Annotated in this window: 15 protein-coding genes; 4 read left to right on the top strand and 11 right to left on the bottom strand. The window is 54.2% G+C overall.

Annotation, left to right across the window (positions count from 1 at the left end; genetic code table 11):
• Positions 1-9: 9 nt before the first annotated feature.
• A complete protein-coding gene (locus P398_RS0105050; protein WP_024370816.1) occupies positions 10-261 on the bottom strand; it encodes a DNA-directed RNA polymerase subunit beta in 252 nt (83 codons plus the stop codon).
• Positions 262-458: 197 nt separating this feature from the next.
• Between P398_RS0105050 and mscL the strand changes: the two genes are divergently transcribed.
• Entirely contained in the window at positions 459-836 is a 378-nt protein-coding gene (gene mscL / locus P398_RS0105045) for a large conductance mechanosensitive channel protein MscL (protein WP_029334280.1), read from the top strand.
• Between the two features lie 24 nt (positions 837-860).
• Here the strand turns inward: mscL and P398_RS0105040 are convergent, their stop codons facing one another.
• The 3 genes from P398_RS0105040 to P398_RS0105030 all read right to left on the bottom strand — a co-directional run bounded on the left by P398_RS0105040 (position 861) and on the right by P398_RS0105030 (position 3,589).
• Positions 861-1,958, bottom strand: a complete 1,098-nt coding sequence (locus P398_RS0105040) for a glycerate kinase family protein (protein ID WP_029334279.1) — start codon at positions 1,956-1,958, stop codon at positions 861-863.
• Positions 1,959-2,021: 63 nt separating this feature from the next.
• Positions 2,022-2,804 carry a flagellar hook-basal body protein gene (locus tag P398_RS0105035; RefSeq protein WP_029334278.1) on the bottom strand — a complete coding sequence of 261 codons (783 nt, stop codon included), beginning with the start codon at positions 2,802-2,804 and terminating at the stop codon, positions 2,022-2,024.
• An 11-nt stretch (positions 2,805-2,815) separates the two neighbouring features.
• Complete coding sequence (locus P398_RS0105030; RefSeq protein WP_029334277.1) at positions 2,816-3,589, bottom strand: flagellar hook-basal body protein; 774 nt, start codon at positions 3,587-3,589, stop codon at positions 2,816-2,818.
• A 181-nt stretch (positions 3,590-3,770) separates the two neighbouring features.
• Here P398_RS0105030 and P398_RS0105025 point away from each other — a divergent pair, with 181 nt between their 5' ends.
• Positions 3,771-4,031: an AbrB/MazE/SpoVT family DNA-binding domain-containing protein gene (locus tag P398_RS0105025; protein ID WP_029334276.1), complete on the top strand. Its 261-nt coding sequence runs from the start codon at positions 3,771-3,773 to the stop codon at positions 4,029-4,031.
• Positions 4,032-4,066: 35 nt separating this feature from the next.
• Complete coding sequence (locus P398_RS16550; RefSeq protein ID WP_081828276.1) at positions 4,067-4,432, top strand: type II toxin-antitoxin system PemK/MazF family toxin; 366 nt, start codon at positions 4,067-4,069, stop codon at positions 4,430-4,432.
• Positions 4,433-4,487: 55 nt separating this feature from the next.
• Here P398_RS16550 and P398_RS0105020 read toward each other — a convergent pair whose 3' ends face one another.
• Positions 4,488-6,422, bottom strand: coding sequence for a sensor histidine kinase (locus P398_RS0105020; RefSeq protein ID WP_029334275.1), 1,935 nt, complete (start codon positions 6,420-6,422; stop codon positions 4,488-4,490).
• A 191-nt stretch (positions 6,423-6,613) separates the two neighbouring features.
• Here P398_RS0105020 and P398_RS16780 point away from each other — a divergent pair, with 191 nt between their 5' ends.
• Complete coding sequence (locus tag P398_RS16780) at positions 6,614-7,090, top strand: hypothetical protein (RefSeq protein WP_147287388.1); 477 nt, start codon at positions 6,614-6,616, stop codon at positions 7,088-7,090.
• On the opposite strand, the gene P398_RS0105015 is transcribed toward P398_RS16780, so the two are convergent.
• The 6 genes from P398_RS0105015 to P398_RS0104990 form a co-directional block, all read right to left on the bottom strand.
• Positions 6,976-7,809, bottom strand: a complete 834-nt coding sequence (locus tag P398_RS0105015) for an SDR family oxidoreductase (protein ID WP_051638869.1) — start codon at positions 7,807-7,809, stop codon at positions 6,976-6,978. The two genes, P398_RS16780 and P398_RS0105015, sit on opposite strands and share 115 nt — an antisense overlap.
• Positions 7,810-7,970: 161 nt before the next feature.
• On the bottom strand, positions 7,971-8,957 hold the full coding sequence (mreB, locus tag P398_RS0105010) for a rod shape-determining protein (RefSeq protein WP_024370827.1): 987 nt from the start codon (positions 8,955-8,957) through the stop codon (positions 7,971-7,973).
• A gap of 75 nt (positions 8,958-9,032) precedes the next feature.
• The gene (gene murA, locus P398_RS0105005) at positions 9,033-10,334 is read right to left on the bottom strand and encodes a UDP-N-acetylglucosamine 1-carboxyvinyltransferase (RefSeq protein ID WP_029334273.1); all 1,302 of its coding nucleotides are present in this window, start codon (positions 10,332-10,334) and stop codon (positions 9,033-9,035) included.
• 242 nt (positions 10,335-10,576) lie between these two features.
• On the bottom strand, positions 10,577-10,795 hold the full coding sequence (locus P398_RS0105000; RefSeq protein ID WP_024370829.1) for a DUF1146 family protein: 219 nt from the start codon (positions 10,793-10,795) through the stop codon (positions 10,577-10,579).
• Positions 10,796-10,996: 201 nt separating this feature from the next.
• On the bottom strand, positions 10,997-12,187 hold the full coding sequence (locus tag P398_RS0104995) for an EAL and HDOD domain-containing protein (RefSeq protein WP_034798908.1): 1,191 nt from the start codon (positions 12,185-12,187) through the stop codon (positions 10,997-10,999).
• Positions 12,188-12,341: 154 nt separating this feature from the next.
• Entirely contained in the window at positions 12,342-12,752 is a 411-nt protein-coding gene (locus tag P398_RS0104990) for a F0F1 ATP synthase subunit epsilon (protein WP_024370831.1), read from the bottom strand.
• Between the last annotated feature and the right edge of the window lie 23 nt (positions 12,753-12,775).

The following is a 12,775-nucleotide window of genomic DNA, read 5'->3' as shown; positions in this document are numbered from 1 at the left end:
CCACCACCCTTATGAGGTTAGCCAAAAATCGGTGATATGGCGCCACGTGTCGATGTTGAACACGTCCCTCCACTCGCCGCCGCCAATGACGCTGTACCCGATAATGGCCCCGATGGCAAGCATCGCGACGGCCAATATGAGGACAACGATGACGCGCAGCAAGATTGGGAAACGGCGGTAGTTCGACAAACGTTTCCGTTCCGTCCGCTGTTTCGACTCTTTTTCTTCCGAGCCATTCTGTTCTTCGTTCGCCACGTCCATTCATCCTTTCAGCTCATCTGATTATAACATATTAGTACCAGGTATTAAAACTGTTCCATGAGTTCTCTTTTAGTGTAACGTATCTAGAAATGGCGAACAAGCGCCTCGACCTCGAGACAACGAACTGAAAAAAGGATGTTGCTTCGAAGTTGGATATGCTACCGTGAGAGTATTCATCGAATAGGAGGCATCATTCTATGTGGAAAGAGTTCAAAGAATTCGCCATGCGCGGTAACATCATCGACCTTGCCGTCGCCTTCATCCTCGGGGCCGCGTTCACGGCGATCGTCAACTCGCTCGTCAACGACATCTTCATGCCGCTCCTCGGCATCTTAATCGGCGGCATCAACTTCTCCGATTTATCGATGAGCGTGCTCGACGTCGACGTCGCGTACGGCAACTTCATTCAGGAGATCGTCACGTTCCTGCTCATCGCGTTCGCCTTGTTCATGATGGTGAAAGTGATCAACCGCTTGAAGCGAGAGAAAGCCGTCGAAGAGACGCCAGAGCCAGAACTGTCGCGCGAGGAACAACTCCTTGCCGAAATTCGTGACTTGTTGAAAGAGCGTCCATGACCAAAAGCCTGAACCCGTCGCGGTTCAGGCTTTTTTATGAATCAACCGTGCGATTCGGCGGACGGCGTTCGTCAGAAGCGGTCCCGCGTCCCGCATCGCTTCCTCGAGCGTCATGACCTGGGAAATGATTGGGAACACTGCCTCGATGCCGGCATCGGGTAACGCGACCATATCCGACTGTCCGGTGAACACGAGCGTCGGAACGCCGTGTGTGTGGGCGAGCCGCGCGAGTCCGTACGGGGTTTTCCCATGCAGTGACTGTTGATCGAACTTGCCTTCCCCCGTGATGAGCCAATCGGCCGTCCGCAGCTTTGCTTCCAAGTCGGTCCAGCGCGCGACTTCTACAATCCCGCTCACATACGTCGCCCCGAGCTGATAGAGCGCAAATCCGGCCCCACCGGCCGCGCCGGCACCTGGTAAAGCCGTCCTGTCGCACGCGAAGCACGCGGCGTAACGCGCGAGCTGTGCCTCATAGCGGTCGACGTCGTCTACGGGTAGCCCTTTTTGCGGACCGAACACAGCCACCGCCCCCGTACTACCTAGAAGCGGGTTCGTCACGTCCGAGACGATGCGCCACTCCACGTCCCGCGCTTCCGGCATGAGATTCGACCAGTCGATGGATGCGACGCGGCCGACGTGATGGGGCGAGCTGTCGAGCTCGTTTCCGATGTGATCATAAAACCGAACACCGAGCGCCTCGAGCAGTCCTTTTCCCCCGTCAATCGTCGCACTGCCGCCCAGTCCGACCGTGATTCGCCTTGCCCCGCGCAGAAGTGCCGCCCGCAGCTGCAACCCGGTACCGTACGTACTGTAACGCCACGGGTCGAGCGTCTCAACGAGCGTGAGCCCGGATGCTTCGGCCAATTCGATGACCGCTTCACGCGAAGACTCGGCCCATCCGAATCGTGCCTGTCGCATCAATCCGTCGAGCGCCGTGACAGAATCGGTGACGACCTCCCCTTCCGGATGCGACGCGAGCCAGGCGTCGAGAAATCCTTCGCCACCGTCCGACACCGGCACGGTCACGACGTCATACCCTTCGAGCGCTCGTACCACGGCCGCGTTCGCCTCCACGCTCGAGAGCGACCCTTTGAACGAGTCCATCGCCACGACAATCAACATGTCATCCCCTCCTCCCTTTTAGTGTAACGCAAAAACCGCCCCTCCGAAGAGAAGCGGTATCAGTTATGGACGAAGCGATGTGACGAGCCCCATCATCTGGTCGCCCATCGACAGCGCCCGGGAGTTCATCTGGTAAGCGCGCTGCGTGATCGTCATGTCGGTCATCTCTTTCGTCAAATCGACGTTCGACGACTCGAGCGTCCCTTCGATCAACAAGTTGCCGAGCGGACGGTCGACTTCAGTCTGAAAATCAGCCGAGTAGACGTTGTTGCCCATCGGACGAAGTTCGGACGTGTTACGCACCTCGACGATGTCGAGGCGGCCAAACTCTTGCTCGACCCCGTTCACGTTCGCCACGACGACACCGTCTTGACGAACGCGGTGATTCGTCGCCTCGTTCGGCATCGTGATGCGGTTGCCGTCCGCGCCGAGAAGCGCGTTGCCGGTCACATCGACGAGCGTCGTCTCGGCACCGACCGACAGCTGCATGTTGCCGTTTCGCGTCACGCCAACACCGTCCGGCGTCTCGACGACGAAAAATTGCCGGCTCGCCTTCAAGAAGACGTCGAGCCCGCGCTCGGTCGCCCGAATCTGCCCGATATTGAACTGTTGTGAGATGTCGGCGACATGACCGCCGACCCCGATCCGGATCCCGTTCGGCGTGTCGCGTCCGACCTCGAACTCGGGACGCGGCTGGTTATCGTACGCCTGCGACAACAGCGAGGCGAAGTGCCCTTGTTGCCGTTTGAACCCGACCGTGTCGACGTTGGCGATGTTGTGCCCGGTCACGTCGAGTTGACGCTGCAACTGCGTGAGCGAGTTGACCGAATTATAAATCGATTGCATCATAATCCTCCTTATCGAACCCGAGCGATTTCAATGGCCCGCTCGGCACTCTTGTCATACGCTTGGACGACTTTCTGGTTCGCCTCGAATTGGCGATACGTCATCATGAGGTCGGCCATCGTCTGGTCGAGATTGACGTTCGCCTCTTCGATGAACCCTTGTTGGAACGCGACAGGCGCAAGTTCCGGCGCATCGCCGTTCACACGATAGTCGTTGCCGACCTGTTCGAGCGTCGCCAAGTCATCGATCTGGTAGGCACCGAGTGTCGCCACGTTCTCCCCGAGTGACGTGATTTGTCCGGCCGCCGACAGCGTGAATTCGCTTGACGGCAATTGGATGCGGGCACCCGCGTCCGACAAGACGTACCCACCGTCAGCTGAACGGAGGAAACGCCCCTCGTCGACTGCGAAACGGCCGTTCGTCGTGTAAAGCGTCTCACCGTTTTGTTCGACCGCGAACATCGGCGCACCGGTGAATCCGGCCGGCGCCTTTAAATAGACGTCCGTCGGGCTACCTGTTTCCGAGATGCTGCCGGCCGAGAGCCGCGGCATCGTCTCTTGAAGATACACCCCGGTCGAGAGCGTCCCGACCTGACCTTGTACCCGTGAGCGTCCGTTGCCGGGGTTGCTCACTTGGGCGAGCAACATGTCCGGGAATGACCGGACGACGCCGTTAGACGCCTTAAATCCAGGTGTCCGCACGTTGCCGAGGTTGTTGCTTAAAATCTCTTGCTGGCGTTGCAGCGCGTTCATCGCACCGGCCGCCGTATATAGTCCGCGTAACATGATCGACTTCCTTTCGTCCTCAAACGTGTTCTACTTTCTTTATCGTACCAAACGAAGGAATCATTCACCGTTTTTTGAAAAAAGATGAAGAATAATTATGATTTATTTATGTTCGGTAGTAGATAATAAATAATATGATATAATTATTTTATAATCGTATTTCATGAAGGAGGAACGTGCCATGGCTCGTCGAGTTACAAATGACCGCTCTAAAGTCGTCGTGAGAAAAGTAGGCGGTTCAAAAGGCGTAACGTTACCAAAGGCGCTTTCTGCGGACATTGGAGATCAGTTTTACATTCAACAACATCATGACGGAACGATCATCCTTACGCCTTTAGAAAAACCAAAAATCCTGAAAAACGTATTTGCTGATGTGAATGAAGAGACGTATGCAGATTTATACGAGGTCATCCTTGAAGAAGTAGGCAAGGAAGCAGAGTAAACACATCACGTTTCTTTTGGAAGGAAGCCAAAAATATGTCATCTTCATTGAATCAATTACAGCGACCCCTCGTCGGAGAGATTGGCTATATCGATTTTGACCCAAGCGCGGGATCTGAAATTCAAAAACGGCGCCCCGCGATTGTGATTAGCCAAAATGATTTCAATCGAACTGGATTTTGCATCATTTGCCCAATCACCCATACTGAAAGACCTTTGTTTGTTCGTATACCCGATGGATTACCAGTAGAAGGTTACATTAACGTCATTCAAGCCAAGTCAATCGACTGGAGGGCCCGACGGTGGAAACGAACGACGACGTGTCCAGTCGAAGTGTTAGAACAAGTTCAAGAAATTGTAGCCGTAGCCATTCTAGGTGAATGTTCGATCATTCGAACTTAGGTTTGCCTGAGATATACAAAAACGAGTTCGTCTCCGCTTGAGAGACGAACTCGTTTTACGATTCGACGATCGGCAATTCGACAACCATCGTCGTCCCTTTGCCCGATTCAGATTTTGCATAAATCGTTCCACCGTGAGATTCGACGATCTCTTTACAAATGGCGAGCCCAAGGCCGGTGCCTCCAATATTGCGGCTTGCTTCACTTTGTACACGGTAAAACTTCTCAAATAAGCGTTTGGCATCCTCTTCTGATACGCCGATTCCTTCATCTTCGATGGCGACCCGGATGACGTCGTCATCGCATTCAACGTTGACGGTGATATTCCCACCGTCGGGTGAATATTTAATCGCATTGTTCAGGATATTCGAGAACACTTGACGAAGGCGAGCCGGATTCCCGGAAATTTGAAGCGACTCGTCACAGTCAAAGTGGAACATGTGCAGCTCCATCGAGCCGGCATGTATCTCGAGCACATCTGACAACATCTCATATAGACTCTCAACCTTGAAATCTTGCTGGTCGGCGCCTGCTTCCATCTTCTGCACGTCAAGTAAATCCGTGACGAGCCGCTCGAGGCGCTTCGTCTCACTATTGATCATACTCAAGTAGCGTTTCCGCTTCTCCTCGTCGACGTGGCGCGTGGCCAACAGTTCGGTGAATCCGAGGATGGAGGTGAGCGGTGTCCGTAGTTCGTGCGAGACGGTGGCGACAAGCTCCGTCTTCAAGCGATCGATTTCAATCTCTTTTGTGACGTCACGTGAGACAAACATCAAACCGAACCGTTCGTCCTTCAGTTCAATCGGTTCGGCGTACATCCGTACGATACGTCTACCCTGTTGCATCGAGTACGTAAACGTCTCATCGAATATTCCCTCGCGTCGAGCTCGATTTGTAAAGCGGAGCAACGCCTCCCGATCGTCGATATGGCTCATGAACGGCTCATAGAACGTCTCGATTGGGTAAAGACTTTGACGATGTTCATACGGGACCGGCTGGTCATACAAATCGAACAGCGCCTGGTTACCGTACATCTTGCCGTTGCTTAACTCTTCAAACACGATGGAATCGCGCATCGTGTGTAAGATGCGGGCCGTCTTCTCCCGCTCTCGTTCAAGCGCATCGTGTTGCCCGATAAGCGAGCTCGACATCTCGTTGAACGCCTTCGACAGCTGACCGACTTCGTTTTTGAGCGGTTCGATTGGAATGAGTGTCGCATGTGGGTCGAGCGCGAGCCGTTCACTGTTCGAGATGAGCGCCTGCAGTTGTTTCGTCAAACGGACGACATACGGCTGCAAACTCACGAACAGAATGAATACCGCACCGAGTAAGACCATGAGCCACATCCACTGTGCGCGCGCGAGCTGTTCGGACAGCGATTCACGAAGCGACGTCTCCTGAAAATCAAGGTCGGCCCGATAATCGGTGAACACCGATTCCATGTCGACGATGCTCGCGCTCATGTCGGCCGCACTCTTCGAGTTCAATTTGAAGCGCGTCTGGTTCGACGTCGCATTTTTCGGCATGAGTTGGCCGACGGTCGCCATCTGAAGGAACGGTTCATCAATCTCGCCATTCGCTTTGGCGATGACGTACCGTTCAAGCCCTGGCATGACACGGGTCGTATAAATCGTGAACAACAGCCGCGCGTCTTTGGCGAACGTCAGCTCTTCTTTGCTGGCAGCCGTCTCCTCGAACCAAGCCGTCTGTTCATCGATGCGGGACTGGGCGCCGCGCACTTCGTTCAAGAGCGCATCTTCTCCGAGTAAGACGTGGCCGCGCATCTCATATTGCATCGATTGCCACGTCTCGAACAGGTTCGTCGCCCGGGAGCGCTGTTCACTGATGCGTTCGAGTTCGACGGTCGTCTCTTTAATCGCTTGTTGTGTATAAAAGTATGTGCCTAGCGACGTGAACGTAATCAAGGCCACGAGCACATAAAAGATTGTCAGCACTTGACGGCTGATTCTTGCTTCAATCCAACGTTTCATGGTTCGCCTTCTTCCCTTTAAGTGTTTGCTCCTCTATTCAAGCCTCCCGCTATTCAAACGGGACGTTTTCGTGTACGATTAGGTGACATTCGTCACATCCGTTCAAGACAGGCCTCGGCCTTTTGACGGAATGTGATAAGTATACCGTTGTCTTCTCACAAGAAACTCACAAGTCTGAAGGGAATGTGCCCATGACCCGTAAACATATCGGGCTGATGCTCGTCATCATTCTCGTCGCCATCACGAGCGGATTAGTGCTCACGCGCGGCCAGACGATTGACAGCACGGCCACCGTCACCCGGGGTTCGGCCGATTTGACCGAATCGCAAGTGACAGAACACATCACCCGGCTCGACGGAACGTGGCGTTTCCAATCGAGTCTGCTTGACGCCGTCGACCGACAATCTTATCGTAACGTCCCCCATGTCACACCCCACGCCACCGCGACGTATGAGGTCGATGTTGCGTTACCTCCCGGACAATATGCACTCCGTGTCCCACAGAACCATCCACACGTCCGTATCCTCATCGATGGCGAACCGGCAGATCCTGTCTATTCTTCCGTCAAACAAGGAGACAGACAGGCGTATTTAGTCCTGCTCGACCCAAATTCATCCGACTTCCGCCTGACGATGCAAGTAAAGCCCCCGTTGACGTGCAAATGTTGACCGTTGACCCACGCCCCGTCCGGTCCCATCAAGAACGCGACGAAGCGGGCCGTATCTTCCGGCGTACCGACGCGACCGTGCGGGAAGAACGGGACGAGATGGTCGTGGAGCGTGTCATCAATCCAGCCCGAGTCTGTCGGTCCCGGGTCGAGAGCGTTCACCGAGATCCCATAGCGTCCGGTCCCATTCGCGAGTGCCGGTGTGATGGCGATGAGCGCCCCTTTCGTCGCGATGTAGGCGAGATTGTTCGCATCCGGTCCACCCGACACCATGAACAAGATTCGTCCGTCCGTGTGCCCGGCTCGTTTGTATCGCTCGATGAAGGCGAACGTGAGTCCTAGCGTCCCTTCGTTGTTGACGAGGTAGTGCGCGCGCAGCGTCTCGGTCGTAAATGAGTCGACGTTTACGTGGCGCTCGAACGTCGCATTGTTGATGAGATGACTCGGCACACCGAGTGTAGCCTCGATCCGGTCGAGCAGCCCTTTTGCGTCACCTGACGCCAAATCGTACGCCTCATGGGCCACACGTGCACCTAAGGTCTGTAACTCATCGACAAACTGATGAAAGAAATCTGGCTCCGCCCCGACCCCGTCTGTCCCGTCAAATGGGGTCCAGTGCGTGAGATAGAGGTCGTGTCCTTCTTTCGCAAGCTTTCTGGCGATTGCCGCGCCGATGCCTTTATCGCGGCTGACACCGGTGATTAATGTGAGTGGTCGCATGATGTTCCTCCGATTCGTTCTAATTTTACAGCCCTCATTCATTCACAAATCGGTGCCATGACGATTCCCCTCTCTCTTTTTGATAAATCTAGTGTATCAGACATTTTCCCAGGAAATGAAAAAACCTGATTCGCACGCAGAGGCGTGAATCAGGTTACGGTTTACTTCAAACGATCCAAATGTTCGAGCATGATACCCGTGCCGTGCGCGACGCTGAGCGTCGGCTCTTCGGCGATCATGACCGGCAATCCGACACGCTCGGCGACGAGCTGGTCGATGCCGTGGAGGAGCGAGCCGCCCCCCGTCATGATGATGCCACGGTCGATGATGTCGGCCGCGAGTTCTGGCGGCGTCTGTTCGAGGACACGTTTCGTCGCCTCGACGATCTCATTTGCCGACTCGGCCATCGCCTCACGGAGCTCTTCAGACGTGATCGTCACCGTACGCGGCAAGCCACGTACCATGTCACGGCCGCGGATGTCCATCGTCTCGTTACGTCCGCCTGGGAAAACGGTCGCGATCTCTTTTTTGATCTGTTCAGCCGTACGCTCTCCGATGATGAGCTTATGCTTGTCTTTAATGGCGCGGAGGATGTCCGTATCAAAACGATCACCGGCGATTTTGATTGTCTCACCGCAAACGATATCACCCATTGAAAGAATCGCGACGTCCGTCGTGCCGCCGCCGATGTCGACGATCATGTGGCCGACCGGCTTCCAAATGTCCATGCCCGAACCGACGGCTGCCGCTTTCGGTTCTACGGCGAGGAACACTTCTTTGGCGCCAGCCTTTTCAGCTGCTTCGCGGATCGCTTTCGCTTCGACCGGGGTCACGTTCGCCGGCGTACAGATGAGCATGCGAATGCCACCGAAGAAGCCGCGCACTTGAATCTTCTCGACGAAGTGACGGAGCATTTCTTCCGTTGTCGCGAAATCGGCGATGACGCCGTCACGGAGCGGACGGATGGCGACGATGTCACCTGGCGTACGACCGACCATCTGGTACGCTTCCGTACCGACGGCGAGCACTTTCCCCGTCGAACGCTTGATGGCGACAACAGACGGCTCGTCGAGGACGATTCCTCGACCTTTCACGTGGATGACGACGTTTGCTGTTCCTAAATCAATCCCGATATCTTTTGAAAACATGATGTATAGGTTCCTCCGTTCATTACTTCATTGAAAAGAGCGAGAAGAATCTCCTCGCTCCTATGAGTCTATTAATTAGTTGTTGACCATTTCTTCAGCGACTTCGACCGTTCCTTCGATGCGCTCGATGTCAGCACCGAGAGCTTGAAGTTTCTTGTGGAAGTCGACGTAGCCACGGTCGATATGATATAAGTCGCCGACACGAGTCTCTTCGTCGGCAATGAGGCCTGCAAGCACGAGTGCTGCGCCGGCACGAAGGTCAGTCGAAACGACCTCGGCACCTTGGAGGCGAACGCCACCTTTGATGATGGCTGAACGTCCTTCGATTTTAATGTCTGCGTTCATGCGTCGGAATTCTTCGACGTGCATGAAACGGTTCTCGAACACTGTTTCTGTGATGACCGATGTGCCGCCTGCTTTCAAGACGAGCGCCATCATTTGTGCTTGAATGTCTGTCGGGAAACCTGGGTGCGGCATCGTCTTCACATCGACCGGCTTTAACTCGTCCGGTGCGATGACACGCATGCCTTCCGACGTGTCTTCGAATTTGACGCCCATTTCTTCCATTTTCGAGATGAGCGGACGTAAATGTTCGCGCTCAGCTCCGATGACTTCGATGTCGCCGCCAGTGATGGCACCTGCGACGAGGAACGTACCCGCTTCGATGCGGTCAGGGATGATCGAGTGCTCGGCGCCGTGGAGCTTCTCCACGCCTTCGATGCGAATCGTCTCTGTCCCGGCACCGCGGACGTGTGCGCCCATTCCGTTCAAGAAGTTGGCGAGGTCGACGATCTCTGGTTCTTTCGCGACGTTCTCGATGACCGTCGTGCCTTCAGCAAGGACGGCAGCCATCATGATGTTTTCAGTCGCGCCGACCGATGGGAAGTCGAGATAGATTTTCGCGCCTTTTAAACGGCCGTCAACTGATGCTTCGACGAAACCGTTACCGATGACCGTCTTCGCTCCCATCGCTTCGAACCCTTTCAAGTGGAGGTCGATCGGACGTGAGCCGATCGAGCATCCGCCCGGCATTGCGACACGCGCATGACCGAGACGAGCGAGAAGAGGACCCATGACGAGGATCGAGGCACGCATCTTACGGACGTACTCAAGCGGCGCCTCGTCTTTGATTGTGCCCGAGGCGTCGACTGTGACTTCATTGTTCGCTTCATCAAATGCGACCTCTGCACCGAGGTGGCGAAGTACTTTGTTAATCGTGTATACGTCAGCGAGGCGCGGCACGTTTTGGAGTACCGACTTTCCTTCACTTGCTAATAGAGTGGCAACCAATGTTTTGAGTACGGCGTTTTTTGCTCCTTCTACACGCACAGTACCTGACAATTTACGTCCTCCACGGACTACAATCAAATCCTTCATATCTCTCTTTGTCCTCCAACTTCGTTAATTTTGTGTTCTATACGTCGATATCCGATTCCGGATGTGGTTATGTCGATAGCTACGATGGTTTGTGAAACGTGACGACTTCATCAGAGAGAAAAACAAGAAATAATAGCATAATAGTTTCTGATGAAAGGCGCCATGTCAGACGAGTTTATCCTACACGATAAACATATAGGAAACGTTACAGCAGGATTACAATTTAGTAATCGTTTTACAGCCTACTGTAATGGTGCGAGCGCCTGCGCCAACCGGATATACTCCAAGAAGAACTGGGCGATCAAGGAACCGAAGACGACGGCCACGAGAACGCGCAAGACAGCAGCTTGCGGGCTCTTCACTTGGTTGAGCAACTTGTCCCATTTGACTGGCATGAGTGCCCACCAAGCGACGTAAATCGCTGCGATGTAAATAAATAGCGATAACACGGTGTTCAACATCGACGATTCCCCTCTTTTCAAAAATTCGTACCATTTTTAATCATAGCATGTCGCGACAGAGAAAAAAAGACTTAGCGTGATGGTGGGGTACAAATGTGTCCATTCGATCAGCTCGCTTTCTCCATAAACCGCATACAAAAAGGAACGTCATCGGCGCATGGCCTTATTACAGTAATTGACGTCCCTTCGAAATTTCAAACATTATTCACTTTTTTCGTCGAACGTTTGCGCCCATTGAATCGCTCGGATATAGTACGGCGACCAATCCGGCGCCGATTCATCGACTGGCACGGTCAGACGTTCATAAGCTGTCACGGCGTCAAGCAGTTCCCGTAGCTTGTTCCGTTTCCCGAGGAGTGCCTCTTTGACGACCGGTTCGACCGGGAGCTCGGCGACGAGCGAGGTCATCGTCTCATCCAAGATGACGTCGAGCGACGAGAAGATGCCGGTGATGAACGCATCGAACGGCGTGACGGCCGGCACCGTGTCATCGGCGATCAGTTCCATCATCTTCCCACGGATGACGCTCTGCTTGATCAGCTCTTTCGACTCCGACGTCTGCATCTCCCGTAAGAGCATCAAATACGACCAACGCCTCATCTCATCGAGCCCGATGCGGGCGACCGCCTGTTCGATCGACTGAATCGTATGCCGTCCTTTTTGATACACCGTATTGACGGAGCGCAACATCTTGTAAGATAGATCGACGCTTCGTTCGATTTGGCCGGCGATGCGGCGGAAGTTCGGCTCCGGCCGGTCGAGTTCTTTTAACACTTCGACGAGCGTGTGACGGAGCGGATGCACCTCGGCCCCGTGAACGACGGTCGGACGACTGAAGAAGTAACCTTGGAACATCTTGTAGCCGAGCTTTTTCGCCGTCTCATACTCGAGCGGCGTCTCGATCTTCTCGGCTAAAAATTCGACACGGTGGCCGAGGGCATCAATGAGCCGTTTCTGTTGATCGACCGGTGTCGCTTGATAGTCGATTTTAATGATATCAGCGAGACCGATGAGCGGCCGGTACTTCTCCTCGAAGACGAAATCGTCGAGGGCGATCGTGTAACCTTTACGCCGGAGTGAGCGGAGGGCGGCGAGCACTTTCTCGGTCGGCTCGACGTGTTCGAGCACTTCGACGACGAGCGACTGCCGCGGCAACAAGGCCGGCACTTCCCCTTCAATCAAATTTTGGGGAAAGTTAATGAACGCCCGTGTCCCCTCGGTCAACTCCCGAAAGTTGAACACGAGATAGGCGTTATGGATCACGTCGGCGGTCGCGAGCGCGTCGTCGACGTGTTCAAATATATTTTTCTCGCTACGGCGGTACAACAGTTCATAGCCGCAGACGCGTAACTTTTGATCAAATATCGGTTGGCGCGCAACGTAAACTTTCATCCCTTTATCTCCTTTTTCGTAGTTCCCACTCCTATTATCGGCTCATCTCCGTCCGTCTTTTACTGCTTTTCCCAAACGACGGCGAGACTTTAGTCCTATATAATGAAGGAACACGACAAAAAAACCTCCTCACCGAAGTGAGAAGGTTAACGTATCAGTCTTTCATTTCGCGAATGCTCAAGCGGTTGATCGCTTTTTTGAGCGCGAGCTCCGCACGGCGGAATTCGATTTCCGAGATTTTCGTGTCTTGAAGACGACGCTCGGCCCGAACTTTTGCCGCTGAAGCACGGTCATAGTCGATTTTATCCGCCATTTCGGCTGTTTCAGCTAAGATCGTCACCGTGTCGGGACGAACTTCCATGAAACCGCCGCTGAGTGCGATCAGCGTGCGTCCACCATCTTCGTGGCGCAGTTTGAGGATCGAGATGTCGAGCGGTGTCACCATCGGGATGTGTTTCGGCAAAATACCGATCTCACCGGTCACCGATTTGGCGATCACCATCCGCGCCTCGCCCTCATAGGCTGCGCCATCCGGGGTGACGACGTTGACGTGAAGAGTATTCATCGTCTAGTTTCCCCCTTCCGCGT

This window comes from Exiguobacterium aurantiacum DSM 6208 (assembly GCF_000702585.1).
Taxonomy (GTDB): domain Bacteria; phylum Bacillota; class Bacilli; order Exiguobacteriales; family Exiguobacteriaceae; genus Exiguobacterium; species Exiguobacterium aurantiacum.
Note: the sequence above shows the minus strand (reverse complement) of the source record. Positions and strands in the feature narration are given on the sequence as shown.